This window comes from Streptosporangium sp. NPDC002544, from assembly GCF_040295965.1.
Classification (GTDB): domain Bacteria; phylum Actinomycetota; class Actinomycetes; order Streptosporangiales; family Streptosporangiaceae; genus Streptosporangium.
Map to the genome: position 1 here is coordinate 118,801 of NZ_JBEOWJ010000032.1, position 16,891 is coordinate 135,691.

Here is a 16,891-nt window from a genome sequence, read left to right on the forward strand (position 1 = left end):
TCCCGGGCGCCTGGCGGCCGAGGGGCCGGGAGGACCTCAGAGAAGCTTCGCGACGGCGGCCGCGGTGTCGGCCCAGATCCGGGGGAACTCCTCGCCGGCGCGCTCGGCGCCGGCCCGCTCCACGCCGGTCAGCACGCCGTAGGTGTAGGTGTCCTCCCCCGCCAGACGGGCGTTCGCGGCCTCGGCTGCCAGCCGTTCCTGCGCGACGACGCCGTCCATGTGGGTGCCCAGCGCCTCCTGTACCGTCTCCGCCCGCTTGGCCAGCTTCTTCATACCGGGCACCTCCGCGGTGTAACGGGCCCGCTTGGCCGCCTTGCGCACTTCGTGCATGGCGAGCTCGCGCTCGGCGGGGTCCTCGATGGACAGCGCGGTGTCGTAGGCCCTGGCGACCCGGTGCCAGCTCTTGGCCGCGACGGCCTTCAGGGTCTCCGCGGGCCTGCCGGCGGCCTTGGTGAGCACGGGGGTGGCGATCAGGTCGTCGAGGGCGTCGAGCAGGGCGAAGTAGCGCTCGGAGCCGAGAGCGTCCCTGATCCGGTCGAGGGCCTCGTGCTCGTCGTCCAGCAGGTCGGAGCTGAGGCGGGCCCTGACCGGACCCACGATCAGCGCGCTGTCCAGGCTGTCGAGCCTGCTCGCGAACCGCTCGCGGATGACCTCCAGGTCGCGTGCCTCGCCGAGGACCGCGCCGAGCCACTTGAGCTCGTCCTGGACGCTCCCGGTGCCCCCGACGACCGTCCTGAACGACTTCATCGCGCTGCGGAGCCGCCGGGCGGCGACGCGCATCTGGTGCACGGCGTCCTCCTCGGCCTTACGGACCCGGGGGTCCTGCGTGAGCAACGCGCCGACCTGAGCGGTGAGATAACCGACGGCGACCTCACCCGCGGAACCCGGGGCCGTCCTGGCACGCGGCTGCTCGTGGGCCGCTCCGGCGCCACCGAGCAGGCGCGCGAGCTTGCTCGCCGATTCGGCGGGACTGGCGCCGGCCTTGCGCAGCCGCTTTCCGACCTTCTTCAGCAGCCTCTCGTCACCATGGAGGATCTCCGCCTCGACCTCGTGCCAGCGTTCGACGTGGGGTTCGTCGCCGAGCACGGTGCCCTTGACCCGGTCGTCGGCGATCTCGACCAGCCTCACCCCGGCACCGTTGACCAGCGTGGTGACGGCACGGCGGGTGTCCAACTCGGCGACGGGCGCCAGCGGGGCGCCCCGGGTGTAGGCGAGCACCAGATCCGCCAGTTCGGCAGGAACGATCTTGATGCTCCGGGTCAGCGGGTGGGTGATCTCCTGCCGTACCCCCTTGGCCTTGGGCAGCTTGAGGTGCCAGCCGGGATCGGTGCCGCCCCTGCGCCTTCTCAGGGTGATCCCCCGCGCGGCGAGCCTCAGATCGGGTGTGTCGAAGTAGAGGGCGACCAGCCGATGGGTCTTCGGGCCCACGACCTCCCCGACGCCCGGAAGTCCGGTGAGGTCCGGCAGCTGGTAATCCTCCGGCACATCGAACTTATCCTCGATCTCTATTGCCACAGGTCATCCCCTAATTTGCCCATATATCCATTCATGCCCGGTTGTCGGGCCAGAAACCCGCTCCTGAGATCACCGACCCACCGGCACCCACCGAACGGGCGGCGGCGCGTCACCCGGTCACTTCCCGGCGACCACGAAGATCCTGCGGAAGGGGAAGACCGTGCCGTACGGCCCGCGGGGGTAGGCCTCGCGGAGCAGGGCGGCGCAGTCGGCGAGGAAGCCGGCGGCCTCGGCGGGGTCCAGGCGGTCGAGCATGGGGCGCAGGGCGGTGCCGGTGATCCAGGAGAGCACGGCGTCGTCGCCGGGGAGCACGTGCAGGTAGGTGGTCTCCCACGCGTCCACCCGGCAGCCCAGTCGAGCGAGCAGGTCGTGATAGCCGGCCGGGTCGTCGACCGGGGAGGGGCGGGCCAGGTCGCCCAGCCGGTCGCGCCACCTCGTCCGGCAGAGCTCGCGGACCAGGGCGTGGCTGGGAGCATCGAAGTTGCCGGGAACCTGGAAGGCGAGCCGGCCGCCGGGGGCGAGGGCCTCCACCCAGCGCGGCAGCAGCTCGCGGTGGTCGGGCACCCACTGCAGGACGGCATTGGACACGATCACGTCGACCGGCCGCTCAGGGCGCCAGCGCGTGACGTCGTTGACGGAGAAGGAGAGCGAACCGCCCGCCGGCGCCTTCTCGATCATGGCGGGCGAGGAGTCGAAGCCGTGGACCCGGGCGTCCGGCCAGCGCCTGGCGAGCTCGGCGGTGAGCTCGCCGGTACCGCAGCCCGCGTCGACCACGTAGCCGGGATTCTCTACGGCTATCCTGGAAACCAGGTCGAAGAAGGGGCGCGCGCGCTCGTCGGCGTAGCGACCGTAGATCACGGGGTCCCAGGTATATCTCGACATCAAGACAATTGATATCCGGCGAGATATCTCGATGTCAAGACAGATAGACTCCCGGCATGACCCTGCACCACGCGGACCACGACTCCGGCCGTTCGGCCGGAGCGAAGGACGAGGTCGACCTGCTGGTCGCCGCCTGGAATCAGGAACGCCCGGACCTCGACGTGGAGCCGCTCCAGGTGCTCAGCCGGGTCTCCCGGCTGGCCCGCCATCTCGACCGCGCCCGCCGGGCCGCCTTCGCCGAGCACGACCTGGAGACCTGGGAGTTCGACGTGCTCACCGCCCTGCGCCGGGCCGGGGAGCCGTACCAGATGAGCCCGGGAGCCCTGCTCCGCGCGACGCTGGTGACGTCGGGGACGATGACCAACCGGATCGACCGGCTGGCCGCGGCCGGGCTGGTCAGGCGGCGCCCCGACCCAGAGGACCGGCGCGGCGTCCTGGTCTCCCTGACCGACGCCGGGCGGACCCGGGTGGACAACGCCTTCGCCGACCTGCTGCGCCGCGAACGCGAGCTCCTCGCGAGCCTGCAGGAACGCGAACAGCAGGCCCTTTCGGACCTGCTGCGCACGCTACTCGTCCCTTTTGACGCGACCGGCACCGGAGCGCACTGACCTCCTGTGCCCGAGGGCGGCGGGATAAACCCGGCGCGCCCGAAGGATGTTCCCAGCCACCCTCTCGGGCCTCAACGCACGGCCCCGGGAGGCTCACTCGCCCAGGCGGTCGGCCAGCTCCAGCCACTCACCCTCGATCGAGTCCTTCTCCGCGAGGATCTCCTTCAGCTGCGCGTCGAGCGAGGCCAGCCGCTCGTAGTCGGCGGCGGCGTCGGCCATGGACTCGTGCAGTTTCGCCTCGCGACCGCTCAGCTTGTCGAGCTGGCGTTCCAGCCGGGAGAGCTCCTTGCGGAGATCGCGCTCCTCACGCGCCGACAGACCGGCCGCCGTCTCCTTCGCGACCGCGGCCGAGGTGGCGGAGGCCGCACCGGAGACCGCGCCGGACGCCGCGCGCGCGGACAGGGCCGCGCCCGAGGCCCGCCGGGACAGGTACTCGTCCACTCCGCCGGGGAGCATCGACAGCCTGTGGTCACCGAGCAGGGCGACGGTCTTGTCGGTGACCCGCTCCAGGAAGTAACGGTCGTGACTGACCAGGATCAGCGTGCCCGGCCAGCCGTCGAGCAGGTCCTCCAGCTCGTTGAGCGTCTCGATGTCGAGGTCGTTGGTCGGCTCGTCGAGCAGCAGCACGTTGGGGTCGTCCATCAGGAGGCGGAGCAGCTGCAGGCGGCGCCGCTCGCCACCGGACAGGTCACCGACGACCTTCCACTGCGCGTCCCCCTTGAAGCCGAGGCGCTCCAGCAGCTGGGAGGCGGTCCACTCCTTCTTGCCGACCTGCACGAACTTGCGGACCTCCTCGACGGTCTCCAGCACCCGGCGCTCAGGGTCGAGCTCGCCCAGCTCCTGCGACAGGTGCGCCAGGCGGACCGTCTTGCCGCGTACCAGCCTGCCCGAGTCGGGGTGCACGGTACCGGCGAGCAGGCGGAGCAGCGAGGACTTGCCGGAGCCGTTCACTCCGATCAGGCCGATCCGGTCGCCGGGACCGAACTGCCAGGTCGAGTGGTCGAGGACCAGCGGTCCCTGGCCGGGTCCCCCGGCGTGCAGCGTGACGTCCTCAAGGTCGTAGACCGTGCGTCCCAGCCGGGCCGCGGCGAACTTGACCAGTTCGACGCTCTCCCTGGCCGGAGGCTCGTCGGCGATCAACGCCTGGGCCGCGTCGATGCGGAACTTGGGCTTGGAGGTGCGGGCGGGCGGACCCCGGCGGAGCCAGGCGATCTCCTTGCGCATCAGGTTCTGGCGGCGGGCCTCGGAGGCGGCGGCCAGCCGGGCGCGCTCGGCCTTGGCCAGCACGTACGCGGCGTACCCGCCCTCGTAGCGCTCGACCGAGCCGTCTGTGACCTCCCACGTCCTGGTGGAGACCGCGTCGAGGAACCACCGGTCGTGGGTGACGACCAGCAGTGCCGTCCTGCGGCCGGCCAGGTGCCTGGCGAGCCAGTCGATGGCCTCGATGTCGAGGTGGTTGGTGGGCTCGTCCAGGATGATCAGGTCGTGCTCGTCGATGAGCAGCTTGGCGAGGGCGGTACGGCGCCGTTCACCTCCCGACAGGCTCCCGGCGAGCGCGGTCAGGTCGATGTCGCCGAGCAGGTTGGCGAGGATCTCACGGATGCCCGCGTCACCCGCCCACTCGTGCTCGGACCTGTCACCGAGGACGATGTCGCGCACCGGCCGCGCCGGGTCGAGGTCGTCGCCCTGCGACAGCACCCCTACCTGGAGCCCCCGGTTATGGGTGACCCGCCCGGCATTGGGCTTGAGGTCACCGGCTATCACCGAGATGAGGGTGGTCTTGCCACCACCGTTGCGGCCGACCACGCCGATGCGGTCGCCCGCCTCGATGCCGAGTGAGACGTCGTTGAGCAGGGGCTTGGGACCGTAGGAGTGGGAGACCGACTCAAGATTGACCAGATTCATCGCCAGACAAGCGTATCCGCTCCCGGCCCACGCGGCCCCCGCCGCGAGAACCGTCCCGTCCCTGACGGCGCCTTCGGGCGCCTCCATCGGATGGCCGCCTCGACCGGCGAGACCGGCCGGTCGTGCCCGCGGAGACGGTGACCACGACGGTGACCACGGGGAGCCTAGACGACCACCGGGCCGGGCACGGGGCCGTGGGCGGTGATGACGTCGCGCGCCACGCCGGCGTCCTTCAGGCAGGCTGCCAGCTCGCCCGCGTGGGCCGCCGACCGGGCGAGGAAGGCGCAGGTGGGCCCGGAACCGGAGACCAGCGAGCCGAGGGCGCCCTGCTCCCGCCCCGCGTCCAGGGTGCGGGCCAGCGAGCCGCGCAGCGCCACGGCGGCGGGCTGCAGGTCGTTGCCGAGCTGGACACCAAGGGCCTCCGCGTCACCCTCGCGGAGCGCGGCCAGCAGTGCCTCGGCGGCCTGGGGCCAGGCCACCAGCTCGCCGCTCGCCTGGCGGAGGCGGTCGCACTCGGCGTAGACCGCGGCCGTGGACAGGCCGCCGTCGGCCAGCGCGAACACCCAGTGGAAGGTGCCCGCGACGTCCAGCGAGGTCAGCCGCTCTCCCCTGCCGGTGCCGACCGCGGTACCGCCGAGCAGCGCGAAGGGGACGTCGCTGCCGAGGTCGGCGGCGATCTCCATCAGGTCCTCACGCGGCAGGCCGAGACCCCAGAGCTCGTTGCAGGCGACCAGGGCCGCGGCGGCGTCGGCGCTGCCGCCCGCCATGCCGCCCGCCACCGGGATCGACTTGCGGATGAGCAGGTTCACCCCGTACGGGCGGCCCGCGTGCCCGGCCAGCGCGAGGGCCGCCCGGATCGCGAGGTTGTCGCCGTCCTCGGGCACCTGGTCCGCGGACTCGCCCTCCACTCGGACACTCATCCCGGTCTCCGCGGTGGCCGTGACCTCATCGAAGATCGAGACGGCGTGGAAGACGTTGACGAGGTCGTGGTAGCCGTCATCCCGTAGCGGGCCGACGGCAAGTTGCAGGTTGACCTTCGCTGGTACGCGGACGGTCACGGAGTTCATGCGTCCCCCATGGGGGCTCGCTCACTGGTCACGACGTCAGATCGTAACGGGATCCCTCCCCCCCGCACGCAAACGAACCGGCAAATCACACTATGTACCGCTTTTAGGCGTACGGTTCTCCGCGATCCTCGCGAAATCCTCGACCCTGAGCTGCTCGCCGCGGGTGGCGGGGTCGATCCCGGCGGCCCGCAGCGCCCGCTCCGCGGCGGGGGCCGTACCGGCCCAGGAGGCGAGGGCGGCCCGCAGGGTCTTGCGACGCTGGGCGAAGGCGGCGTCCACCACCGCGAAGACCTCCTCGCGGGTGGCCACCGTCGTGGGCGGCTCCCGCCTGACCATCGCGACCAGGCCGGAGTCGACGTTGGGAACCGGCCAGAAGACGGTGCGGCCGACGGGACCGGCCCGGCGGACGTCGGCGTACCAGGCCGCCTTGACCGAGGGGATGCCGTAGACCTTGGAACCGGGGGCGGCGGCCAGCCGGTCGGCGACCTCGGCCTGGACCATGATCAGAACCTTGCGCAGCGACGGCTGCGTCTCCAGCAGGTGGAGCACCACCGGGACCGACACGTTGTAGGGAAGGTTGGCGACCAGCGCGCTCGGCCGCTCCGCGGGCAGATCCTCGGGCAGGACACGCATGGCGTCGGCGAGCACCACGGTGAGCCGGTCGGCGAGCTCCGGGGCGTGCCGGTCGACCGTCAGCGGCAGCTGGGCGGCGAGCACGGGATCGATCTCCACCGCGATCACGCCGCGGACCTCGGGAAGCAGCGCGAGCGTGAGCGACCCCAGCCCTGGACCCACCTCGATGACCACGTCGTCGGGCTCAAGTTCGGCCACCCTCACGATCTTGCGGACCGTGCCCGCGTCGATCACGAAGTTCTGGCCGAGCTTCTTCGTAGGACGAATATTGAGCTTGTCCGCCAAAATACGTATTTCCGCTGGACCAAGAAGGCTCATGCTGGTCCCTCACGCAGTGGCCCGGACCGCACGCCCGCCGGACCGTTGTGGTCTCCGATTTGTCTGCCTCGATCACCCAAGGTCGCTCTCCCATGTCACCTGACAAGTTTCCCGCACCGAAGCCCATGCGAGGACGCGTGATGGAGCACGAGAGGTTCCGTTGTGGATAACGTTGCCATACGGGGGACCGACTGCGAGGAAGGGAACCTTCCCGGTGAAGAGGACGTGAACCAGCCCGGTGTCGAAGGACTGCGATCCACCGACCCCGAGCGCATCGGGGCCTACCGCCTGCTCGGGCGCCTTGGCGAGGGCGGGATGGGGACCGTCTACCTGGCACTGGCGCCGGCCGGACGACCGGTCGCGCTCAAGGTGGTGAAGGCGGAGGTCGCGGTCGAGGACGGCTTCGCCGCGAGATTCCACGCGGAGGTCGAGAACGCCCGGCGGGTGGCCTCGTTCTGCACGGCGCAGGTGCTGGACAACGGCACCGGCGACGACAACCGGCCGTACATGGTCACCGAGTACATCGCGGGCACGCCGCTGTCCCGCCAGATCTCCGAGCACGGCGCGCTGGAGCCCGGAACGCTGCACGGCGTGGCCCTGGGGGTGGCGGCGGCGCTGGCCGCGATCCATGTCGCCGGCCTGGTGCACCGCGACCTCAAACCCGCCAACGTGATCCTGTCCATGTCCGGGCCCCGGGTGATCGACTTCGGCATCGCCAGGGCCCTTGACTCCACGCACAGCTTCACCCGCTCGGGCGAGGTACTCGGCAGCCCCGGCTGGTGGGCCCCTGAGCAGGTCCGTGGCCTGGCCGTCACGCCGGCCGCGGACATCTTCGCCTGGGGCTGCCTGGTCGCGTACGCGGGCAACGGCCGCCACCCCTACGGGCGGGGCGACCTGATAACGATGGCCACCCGGCTGCTCAACAGCCCGCCCGACCTGGGGGCGCTCCCCGCCCCGCTGAACGACCTGGTCCGCCGCGCGACCGCGATGGACCCCTACCAGCGGCCCACCGCCCAGGACCTGCTGATCGCCCTGGTCGGCGGCGGGATCGCCGCTCCGTCCTCACCGGCTCCCACCCGGGCCGACCCGCCCACGTTGATAGCCAGTGACCTGCTCCACGAGTCCTGGCAGCCACCCGCCAACGTGGAGCCCGACTCCACCCAGACGCTCAGCGCGCTGAACCTGGGGACGCGGTTTCCCGCCCCGCCGATCCAGGAGCCGGCAGACCCGGCCACCGCACCCGCCACGCCCGCGCCGCCCGGCCCTTCCACGGCACCGGCACCTGCGGACTCCCTCTCGCCCTCGCGGCCCGAGCCCACGACATCGCCGTCACAACCGTTCACCGGCCCCGTCCCGGCCCGGACGGCACCCCGGCGGCGCTGGCTGTTCGCCGGGCTGGCCGTGCTCGCGGCACTGGCCGTCACGGTCGTCGTGCTGCTGAACCTGCGCGGCCCGGACCTGGGTGACCGGGGGGAGGCCCGGGCGGGCAGTACCGGCGGCACCAGCGGCACCGGCGCCACCCGCGCCACCGACGTGGGCCGCAGGGTCACGACAGGCTCCTTCCTCAAGGACCCGCAGCTGATCATCCCGCGCACCCCGACGTGCGGACTCACCGTCTACGAGGGCGCCACCCCGGTACGCGGCATGCTCTGCACGATCCCGTGGACGCTGGTCAACACCGGCGGGGAGGCGGCCCGGCTCAGCCGCACCCCGCTCACCCTGCTCGACGACGTCGGCACGGCGCACACCGCCGAGGGCTCCTCGACGGAGCCGCCGGCCACCCTGCCCCCCGGGGCGAAGGTGGACGGCGTCCTGGTCTACGACCTGCCCCCGTCCCGCAAACCCGCGAAGCTGACCGGAACGGTGATCGAGGGCGGCGGGGAGATAGAGGTGAGGGTGTCATGAGGCTGCTGCTCTCTCTCGTGGCCGCGGCCGCGATCGCGTGGTCGTCCACCGGGTCCGCCTGGTCCGATGCCGCTTCCGCCCCGGCCGCCGACTGCACCGGAACGGGCGCGAGCGACTTCGACGGCGACGGGGTGGACGACATCGCGGTCGGCGACCCGTTCGCCGACCCCGGCGGGCTGGCCGGCGCGGGTGCCGTGCACGTGCTGTTCGGCCGGGGGGAGGCTGGGAAGGCCGTGACCGTCGCCGAGACCGAGGCGGGTGACGGCTTCGGGTGGTCGGTGCGGCTGGCCAGGATCGACGGCGACGGCTGTGCCGACCTGCTCATCGGCGCCCCGTACGCGGACGTGGCGGGCTACCGGGACGCGGGCGCGGTCTACGTGGTGCACGGCGGCCCCGACCCCAGGACGATCCGCCTGGTCTCTCCCTCCCCCGAGGCCGACGCTCACTTCGGCTGGTCCCTGGCCTCCGGCGGAACGCTGGTGGCGGTCGGCGCCCCGCACGAGAACGCCGACGGTGTCGCCGACTCCGGCGCGGTCTACCTGTTCGACACCGAGACCTCCGGCGAGGGCCGGCGGATCTCCCAGGAGTCCAAGGGCGTCACGGGCAACGGCGAGGTCGGCGACATGTTCGGCTGGTCGCTGGCGATCGGCAAACTGGGCGGCATCCCCGGCGAGCCGGATCTCGCGGTCGGATCGCCGTACGAGAACGACGACGGAACGGGGCCCCAGGCCGGCGGGGGCAAGCTGGACGCGGGGGCACTCACAGTGATCTTCGACGTACGCGGGTCCCGGAGCGAGTACCGGAGCAAGAAGTGGGACCTCCGCGAGATCGTCGACGCCGGCGCGGGCGACCTGTTCGGTTACGCGATGGCCTACACCGAGGAGGGCGACGTCGGCTATCTCGCGGTGAGCGCCCCGCTCGGTGACGGCGGGGGCGTGCAGGACTCCGGCCTCGTCCAGTTGTTCCAGGCCTCAAGCACCCTGGAGATCGCCCCTGCCGCCACCTTCGACCAGGGCTCCGAGGGAGCGGCGGGCGAGGGATACGGGTTCTCGCTGGCGTTCACCGCCTCCGGAGGGGTCAGGCTCGCCGTGGGCGTGCCCTTCGACGGCTCCGACCGGCGCGGCGGCGTGCGACTGGTGCCGGTGGGCGACCCGGCGGGGAGCCGGCTGATCACCCAGAGTCAGGCCGGCGACCACTTCGGCTGGTCCGTTGGGTTCAGTGGTAACCGGCTGGTCGTCGGCGCCCCCGACCAGGCGGGCGTGGGAACGGTCATCCTGCTGGGCCGCAACGACGCCCGGGGCGTCCCGCTCTCACCGGGCACCGGAAAGATCCCCGCCCTGGACGGCGGCGCCTCCGCCGACTTCGGCGCCGCGGTGGGCTGAGCGACGTCACGCGAAGCTCGTCGGTGCGTGACCCGCGGTCGTGGACCTGGCCGGGGCGGCCGTCCCACCCGTCACCAGGAGCCGAAGACGGTCTCTCCGTTGGCGCTGACGGCGGCGGCGAGGTCGGCGAGGTCGATCTCCTTGACCTCCGCGAGGCAGCGCAGCGTGAGCGGGATGAGGTAGGGCGCGTTGGGCTTGCCCCGGTGCGGCGTGGGCGGGAGGTAGGGCGCGTCGGTCTCGACGAGGATCAGCTCCCTCGGCGCGACCCTCGCGGCCTCGCGGAGGTATCCGGCGTTCTTGTAGGTGACCGGCCCAGAAAATGACATGAAATATCCGGCATCGACGCACTGCTTCGCCATCTCGGCGTCACCGGAGAAGCTGTGGAAGACCACCACCTCCGGGGCGCCCTGCTCGGCCAGCACGCGCAGCACGTCGTCGTGGGCCTCGCGGTCATGGATCACCAGGGCCTTGCCGGTCCGCTTGGCGATCTCGATGTGCGCCCGGAAACCGGCGTGCTGGTCGTCCTTCGACGCCCAGTCGCGGTAGTAGTCGAGCCCGGTCTCCCCCACCGCCCTGACATGCGGCAGGCGGGCCAGCCGCTCGATCTCGGCGAGGGCCTCCGGCGTCGCGGCGTGCGCCTCGTTGGGATGGATGGCCACCCCGGCGTAGACGTCGGGATGGAGCGCGGCCGTCTCGGCGTTCCAGCGCGAGGACGGCAGGTCGTAGCCGATCGTGACGAGCCGCGTCACGCCGACGGCGCGGGCCTCGTCGAGGATGCCCTCGACGCTCGCCTGGGCCGCCTGCGCGGCCTGCGCGACCGGATCTCCCGAGGACGCCTGGCGGTTGCCCACCATGATGTCCAGGTGACAGTGGCTGTCGAACACCTCTGCCGGCAGGGGCTCGGGGGCGGCGGGAAGCTTCTGCGTGCTCACGCCGTCCAACCTACCGAGGAGCCGGCCCGGCCCGCGCCCGGCGCCCCCGCGCGGACCGGCTCATTCCCAGGCCCCGGGCGCACCGGCCCGCCCATCGGCGGGTACCGGGCAGGGGCCGGCAGCCCCTGCCCAGAGCCAGGCCCCGGCCCGCGGCTCCGAACACCCGCCGGCCGGGTGAGACCGGTCCGCTCCCAGGCCCGGGGGCCTTCGCCGCTACTCGCCCAGACGGGCCAGTTCCTCGTCGACGATCTTCGGGTCGAGCTTGACGAAGAGCGGGGTCGGCGGGGAGAGCGGGGTGCCCACCCGGATCGGGACGGACTCCCAGCGCGCGGCGCCGTCGTAGGAGCCGGTGATGATCGGGTAGCTCCGGCCGTCCTCGTCGGCGACCTCCTGAATCTCCGGCATGCCAGCCCAGACACCGGTGCCGCCGAGCATCGCGTAGATCTTGTTGGAGGAGTTGGGCAGCACCGGGGTCAGCAGGGTCTTGGCGTCGTCCACCACCTGCAGGGCGACGTGCAGGATGGTCTTCACCCGCTCGGGGTTGTCCTTGATCTTCCAGGGCTCCTGCTCGGCCAGGTACCTGTTGGCCTCGCGGATGACCTCGAACGCCTCGTTCGTCGCGTTCTTGAACCGGCACTGCTCGAACTCGGCCGCGACCTTCGGGAAGGCCGAGCGGCTCCGCTCCAGCATGGCGCGGTCGACCTCGGTGAGGTCGGCCGCCTCGGGGATGACCCCGAAGTTCTTGGCGGCCATCGAGATCGAGCGGTTCACCAGGTTGCCCCAGGCCGCCACCAGCTCGCCGTTGTTGCGGTTGAGGAACTCCGACCAGGTGAAGTCGGTGTCCTGGTTCTCCGGGCCCGCCACCGCGATGTAGTAGCGCAGCGCGTCGGCGTCGTAGCGCTCCAGGAAGTCACGCACGTAGATGACGACCTGGCGGGAGGAGGAGAACTTGCGTCCCTCCATGGTCAGGAACTCGCTGGAGACGACCTCGGCGGGCAGGTTCAGCGCGCCGAGCGAGCCCGGCTTGCCGTCGCGGGCCCCCTGGCCGTTGTAGCCGAGCAGCATCGCCGGCCAGATCTCCGCGTGGAAGACGATGTTGTCCTTGCCCATGAAGTAGTAGCCGAGGGCCTCAGGGTCCTGCCACCAGCGGCGCCAGGCCTCCGGGTCGCCGGAGCGGCGCGCCCACTCGATGGAGGCGCTGAGGTAGCCCACGACCGCGTCGAACCAGACGTAGAGCCGCTTGTTGGCCTGGTCGCTCCAGCCCTCCAGCGGGATCGGCACCCCCCAGTCGAGGTCGCGGCTGATCGCGCGGGGGTGCATGTCGCCGAGCATGTTCAGGGCGAACTTCAGCACGTTGGGCCGCCAGTCGCCCTCCTTGGAGCGCAGCCACGACGCCAGAACCTCGGCGAACGCGGGCAGGTCGAGCATGAAGTGCTCGGTCTCCACGAAGACCGGCGTCTCCCCGTTGACCTTGCTCACCGGGTTGATCAGCTGGACCGGGTCGAGCTGGTTGCCGCAGTTGTCGCACTGGTCGCCACGGGCGCCTTCGTAACCACAGATGGGGCAGGTGCCCTCGATGTAGCGGTCGGGCAGGGTGCGCCCGGTGGAGGGCGAGATGGCGCCCATCGTGGTCTGGGGGAAGATATAGCCGTTGGCGTGGAGTCCCTTGAAGATCTCCTGTGCCACCGCGTAGTGGTTCACGGTCGTGGTCCGGGTGAACAGGTCGTAGGACAGGCCGAGCGCCTGGAGATCCTCGACGATCACCCTGTTGTAGCGGTCGGCGAGCTCGCGGGCGCTCAGGCCCTCCTTGTCGGCCTGCACCTGGATCGGGGTGCCGTGCTCGTCGGTCCCGCTCACCATGAGCACCATGTTGCCCGCCATCCGCTGATAGCGGCTGAAGACGTCGGATGGCACGCCGAATCCGGAGACGTGCCCGATGTGGCGGGGGCCGTTGGCGTAGGGCCAGGCGACCGCGGTCAGGATGTGCTGGGACATGGTGCCCAGCCTAAGGGACGCGGGCTCAGGCCTTGGTGCTCTCCCTGCCGGTAGTGGAACCCTCCACCGCCTCGGCGGCGCGCTTGACGGCCTCGGCGGCCTCCTCCGCCGCGGAGGCGGCCACGTCGATGGGCGTCTCCTTGGTACGGCGGATGCCGAGGATGCTGATGAACAGCGCGGCGAAAATCGTCTGGAAGCTCACGATCAGCGCGGTGGCCGAGGGCACGACGAGGCGCAGCGACTCCGAGGGGATCAGCGGGCCGAAGCTACGGGTCTGCCAGTGGACCAGGGAGGCGACCAGGCCGCCCAGGCCGCCCAGGGCCAGCAGCCCGCCGACGACCAGCCCCTTCTCCAGGGAGACGATGTCGATGAGCTTGCGCACCCGCCGATCTTCCGGCAGGAAGCCCTCCTCGGCCGCGTACACCTTGGTGAACAGCGCGAACAGCACCGCCTGGAAGCCGATCACCACCATGGCGGAGGCGCCGACCAGGGTGTCGACGTCGAAGGCGAGCTTTCCGATGTAGACCGGGCCGAAGGTCAGGGCGGCGCCCGCGACCAGGCCGAGGGTCATCAGCACCAGGCCGGGGATGAAGAACAGCCAGCGCGGGCTGTAGAGCATCAGGAAGCGCAGGTGGCGCCAGCCGTCGCGCCAGGAGCGCAGGTGCGGCGGGCGGGAGCGGCCGTCGGGCGAGAGCGTGGTGGGCACCTCGCGTACGTCCAGGCCCGACAGGGTCGAGCGGACCACCATCTCGCTGGCGAACTCCATGCCACCGGTCTGCAGGCCGAGCCTGAGGATGGACTCGCGCCGGAAACCGCGCAGGCCGCAGTGGAAGTCACCGATCGCGCTGGGGAAGAAGAGGCGTCCGATGAAGGAGAGCACCGGGTTGCCCAGGTAGCGGTGGAGCGGGGGCATGGCGCCCGGCGCGATGCCGCCCTTGAACCGGTTGCCCATCACCAGGTCGGCGCCGTCACGGAGCTGCTCGACGAACGGCAGCAGCGCCGTGAAGTCGTAGGAGTCGTCCGCGTCGCCCATGATGACGTAGCGGCCGCGCGCGGCGCGGATGCCACCCATCAGGGCGTTGCCGTACCCCTTGGCGTCAACGTGCACGACCCGGGCCCCAGCCTCGCGCGCGAGCTGCTGTGAGCCGTCGGTGCTGCCGTTGTCGGCGATCAGCACTTCCCCGTCGATCCCGTGTTCCCGCATGCAGGCGAGTGCCTTGCGTACGCAGGTCTCCACGGTCTCCGCCTCGTTCAAACAAGGCATGACCACGGTCAGTTCCACGTCTCAACCCTTCACTCACGGCACAGGCCAATCTCACCATGATGCCCTCTGAAGCCCCTCGCCCGGGTCAACTCCCTGAAACGGCTGGCATCCTGTAAGGCATGGTGACCGTCGCCGACCGCCCTCGCCTGGACGTGCCTTTGCCTGACCGGATCCCTCGCCTGCGAGCCTTCCTGTACCGGCATCGCCTCTTCGTGGCCGCCCTCGTGCTGGCGTTCCTGCTGCGTGTGGTCACCATGCTCGGCTATGGCCCGGCCCTGTGGTTCAACGACTCCTACGAGTACGTCTCCGGGGCGGTGAACCCCGACCGGCCCAGTGCGCTGCGCCCGAACGGCTACTCCTTCCTGCTCCTGGCGCTGCGGCCGCTGCACAGCTTCGGCCTGGTGGTCTTCGTGCAGCACCTGATGGGCCTGGGCATCGCGGTGCTGATCTACACCCTGCTGCGCGGCAGGTTCGGCCTGCCTGGCTGGGGGGCGACGCTGGCCGCGGTGCCGGTGCTGTTCGACGCGTACCAGATCCAGCTCGAACACCTGGTCATGTCCGACGCGATGTTCATGCTGCTGGTCGTGGCCGTGATCACGCTGGTGCTCTGGCACCGGCGGATGTCCTGGCGGGTCGGCGCGGTGATCGGGCTGCTGCTGGCCCTCACCGCGCTCACCCGGTCGATCGGCCTGCCGATCCTCGCGCTGGTCGTGGTCTACCTGCTGGTCAAGCGCACGGCCTGGAAGACGATCGCGGCGATGATCACCGCGTGCGCGCTCCCCGTGGTCGGCTACATGGCCTGGTTCGCCTCCGCGTACGGCAACTTCGCGATGACCAACAGTGACGGCGCGATCCTCTACATGCGGACGGCGCTCTTCGCCGACTGCGAGAAGATGCGGATCGACCCCCGCGAGGAGCTGGAGCTGGCGCTGCTGTGCATCAGCGCGCCGCCGGGCCAGCGCGGCTTCTCCGGGCAGAAGTACCTCTGGTGGGCACAGAACGGCCAGCGCTTCCACGCCTTCGGGGTGGGCAGCACGTTCACCCCGGAGACCAACAAGACGGCGGGCGCGTTCGCCCAGCGGGCCATCCTGTCCCAGCCGCTCGACTATCTGAGCCTGGTGGCCGGCGACTTCTTCCGCGCCTTCCGCTGGGACCGGCCGCGCTTCCCGGATTTCAACACCTACCGGCAGTACGAGTTCCTGCCGGAGAACAAGATCCTCCCTGCCTGGTCGTCGTACCGGGGCAACACCGACACCGACGCGCAGAAGTACGATCCGGGCCTGCGGACCGCGCCGATCCAGGGCAAGCCACGCGTGATCGGTACCGACGTCCACGACCCGTGGGCGGGCTTCATGCAGGGCTACCAGCGGATCGTCCGGCTGCCCGGCCTCGTGATCGGCGTGCTGCTGCTGATCGGCCTGGCCGGGGTGGCGGTGCGCTGGCGCAGGCTGGGTGGCCCCGTGCTGCTGCCGTGGCTGGCTGCCCTCGGTCTCATCCTGGCCCCGGCCGCGACCGCCGAGTTCGACTACCGCTACCTGCTGCCCGCGGTGCCACTGGCCTGCCTGGCGGCCGCGATCTCGCTGCGCCACGGGTTCTCCCGGCCCGCCGCGTCCGGCACACCTGCCGCGCCCGTCACGCCCAGCTCCGGAACAGCATCCGCGACCACCACTGGGAGTGCGGGATGACCTCGGCGGCCAGCACCGGGTAGAGCCACCAGAAGTTGACCAGCGCCAGCAGGGTGAAGGCCCCGACGACCGCGGCCCCGAGCGCCCTGCGGTTGGGCGCGGCGTCGGCCCGCCCGATGATCAGCCCGGCGACCATGGTCAGCGCGAGGATCATGAAGGGGACCATGGTGATCGCGTAGAACAGGTACATGGTCCGGTTGTCGGCGAGGGCGTAGTAGAACCAGGGGAGCCAGCCCGCGGCGTAGCCGAGGAGCAGGGCCCCGGCGCGCCAGTCGCGGGTGGCGACGTACCAGGCGATCATGGCGATGAGGGCGGCCAGGCCGCCGTACCAGATGACCGGGGTGCCGACGCCGAGCACCGCCTCGGCGCAGTTGTCGGCGCCGCACCCGGTGCCGGGGCTCTCGTAGTGGAACGCCACCGGGCGCGAGAGGATGGGCCAGGTCCAGGGTGTGGACTGGTAGGTGTGCCCCTCGCTCAGCCCGGTGTGGAAGCTCAGCACCTGGAAGTGGTAGCTCAGCCAGGAGCGGAGGGAGTCGAAGACGAAGAACCCGGGGCCCTGCGAGGTCGCCTGCGCCCAGTTGCGGCCCCAGCCGAGCGACGAGGCGAACCAGCCGGTCCAGGAGGCGATGTAGGTGAGGGCCGGCAGCAGGCCCATCGCCAGCAGGACGCCGGTCAGGTCCCGGTTGACCACTCCCAGGTACGGTCTGCGCAGGCCGATGGCCCGGCGGGCGCCGGCGTCCCAGACCAGGGACATGATCGCGAAGGCGACCAGGAAGAAGATCCCCGACCACTTGACCGCG

The 16,891-nt window shown here is 71.2% G+C and carries 13 protein-coding genes; 4 read left to right on the top strand and 9 right to left on the bottom strand.

The window, feature by feature from the left end; translation table 11 throughout:
• Positions 1 to 36: 36 nt before the first annotated feature.
• Positions 37 to 1,515, bottom strand: a complete 1,479-nt coding sequence (locus tag ABT061_RS36840) for a CYTH and CHAD domain-containing protein (protein ID WP_350926840.1) — start codon at positions 1,513 to 1,515, stop codon at positions 37 to 39.
• A 117-nt stretch (positions 1,516 to 1,632) separates the two neighbouring features.
• Positions 1,633 to 2,397 (bottom strand): trans-aconitate 2-methyltransferase, encoded by a 765-nt coding sequence (locus ABT061_RS36845; protein WP_350926842.1) that lies wholly within the window; start codon positions 2,395 to 2,397, stop codon positions 1,633 to 1,635.
• A gap of 56 nt (positions 2,398 to 2,453) precedes the next feature.
• Between ABT061_RS36845 and ABT061_RS36850 the strand changes: the two genes are divergently transcribed.
• On the top strand, positions 2,454 to 3,005 hold the full coding sequence (locus tag ABT061_RS36850) for a MarR family winged helix-turn-helix transcriptional regulator (protein WP_350926844.1): 552 nt from the start codon (positions 2,454 to 2,456) through the stop codon (positions 3,003 to 3,005).
• A gap of 93 nt (positions 3,006 to 3,098) precedes the next feature.
• Here the strand turns inward: ABT061_RS36850 and ABT061_RS36855 are convergent, their stop codons facing one another.
• The 3 genes from ABT061_RS36855 to rsmA form a co-directional block, all read right to left on the bottom strand.
• Positions 3,099 to 4,910, bottom strand: a complete 1,812-nt coding sequence (locus ABT061_RS36855; protein WP_350926846.1) for an ABC-F family ATP-binding cassette domain-containing protein — start codon at positions 4,908 to 4,910, stop codon at positions 3,099 to 3,101.
• 164 nt (positions 4,911 to 5,074) lie between these two features.
• The gene (locus tag ABT061_RS36860; RefSeq protein ID WP_350926848.1) at positions 5,075 to 5,977 is read right to left on the bottom strand and encodes a 4-(cytidine 5'-diphospho)-2-C-methyl-D-erythritol kinase; all 903 of its coding nucleotides are present in this window, start codon (positions 5,975 to 5,977) and stop codon (positions 5,075 to 5,077) included.
• A gap of 90 nt (positions 5,978 to 6,067) precedes the next feature.
• Positions 6,068 to 6,928 (bottom strand): 16S rRNA (adenine(1518)-N(6)/adenine(1519)-N(6))-dimethyltransferase RsmA, encoded by an 861-nt coding sequence (rsmA, locus tag ABT061_RS36865; RefSeq protein ID WP_350926850.1) that lies wholly within the window; start codon positions 6,926 to 6,928, stop codon positions 6,068 to 6,070.
• 225 nt (positions 6,929 to 7,153) lie between these two features.
• Here rsmA and ABT061_RS36870 point away from each other — a divergent pair, with 225 nt between their 5' ends.
• Positions 7,154 to 8,833, top strand: coding sequence for a serine/threonine-protein kinase (locus ABT061_RS36870; protein WP_350926852.1), 1,680 nt, complete (start codon positions 7,154 to 7,156; stop codon positions 8,831 to 8,833).
• Positions 8,830 to 10,215: an FG-GAP-like repeat-containing protein gene (locus ABT061_RS36875; protein ID WP_350926854.1), complete on the top strand. Its 1,386-nt coding sequence runs from the start codon at positions 8,830 to 8,832 to the stop codon at positions 10,213 to 10,215. The genes ABT061_RS36870 and ABT061_RS36875 overlap by 4 nt, the downstream gene beginning before the upstream one ends.
• Before the next feature lie 71 nt (positions 10,216 to 10,286).
• On the opposite strand, the gene ABT061_RS36880 is transcribed toward ABT061_RS36875, so the two are convergent.
• The 3 genes from ABT061_RS36880 to ABT061_RS36890 form a co-directional block, all read right to left on the bottom strand.
• Positions 10,287 to 11,147, bottom strand: coding sequence for a TatD family hydrolase (locus tag ABT061_RS36880; RefSeq protein WP_350926856.1), 861 nt, complete (start codon positions 11,145 to 11,147; stop codon positions 10,287 to 10,289).
• A gap of 213 nt (positions 11,148 to 11,360) precedes the next feature.
• Entirely contained in the window at positions 11,361 to 13,142 is a 1,782-nt protein-coding gene (metG, locus tag ABT061_RS36885) for a methionine--tRNA ligase (RefSeq protein WP_350926858.1), read from the bottom strand.
• Positions 13,143 to 13,167: 25 nt separating this feature from the next.
• On the bottom strand, positions 13,168 to 14,424 hold the full coding sequence (locus tag ABT061_RS36890; RefSeq protein WP_350926860.1) for a glycosyltransferase: 1,257 nt from the start codon (positions 14,422 to 14,424) through the stop codon (positions 13,168 to 13,170).
• A gap of 101 nt (positions 14,425 to 14,525) precedes the next feature.
• Between ABT061_RS36890 and ABT061_RS36895 the strand changes: the two genes are divergently transcribed.
• Complete coding sequence (locus ABT061_RS36895) at positions 14,526 to 16,091, top strand: hypothetical protein (protein WP_350926862.1); 1,566 nt, start codon at positions 14,526 to 14,528, stop codon at positions 16,089 to 16,091.
• Here ABT061_RS36895 and ABT061_RS36900 read toward each other — a convergent pair.
• On the bottom strand, positions 16,039 to 16,891 hold an 853-nt coding region (locus tag ABT061_RS36900; protein WP_502991561.1), incomplete at its 5' end, for a dolichyl-phosphate-mannose--protein mannosyltransferase. The genes ABT061_RS36895 and ABT061_RS36900 overlap by 53 nt on opposite strands.

Excerpts from the sequence above, each read along its gene's own strand:
- ABT061_RS36845 (WP_350926842.1), bottom strand. The coding sequence starts at position 2,397 with ATGTCGAGATATACCTGGGACCCCGTGATCTACGGTCGCTACGCCGAC.
- ABT061_RS36855 (WP_350926846.1), bottom strand. The coding sequence starts at position 4,910 with ATGAATCTGGTCAATCTTGAGTCGGTCTCCCACTCCTACGGTCCCAAG.
- ABT061_RS36860 (WP_350926848.1), bottom strand. The coding sequence starts at position 5,977 with ATGAACTCCGTGACCGTCCGCGTACCAGCGAAGGTCAACCTGCAACTT.
- metG (WP_350926858.1), bottom strand. The coding sequence starts at position 13,142 with ATGTCCCAGCACATCCTGACCGCGGTCGCCTGGCCCTACGCCAACGGC.
- ABT061_RS36895 (WP_350926862.1), top strand. The coding sequence starts at position 14,526 with ATGGTGACCGTCGCCGACCGCCCTCGCCTGGACGTGCCTTTGCCTGAC.
- ABT061_RS36850 (WP_350926844.1), top strand. The coding sequence starts at position 2,454 with ATGACCCTGCACCACGCGGACCACGACTCCGGCCGTTCGGCCGGAGCG.
- rsmA (WP_350926850.1), bottom strand. The coding sequence starts at position 6,928 with ATGAGCCTTCTTGGTCCAGCGGAAATACGTATTTTGGCGGACAAGCTC.
- ABT061_RS36875 (WP_350926854.1), top strand. The coding sequence starts at position 8,830 with ATGAGGCTGCTGCTCTCTCTCGTGGCCGCGGCCGCGATCGCGTGGTCG.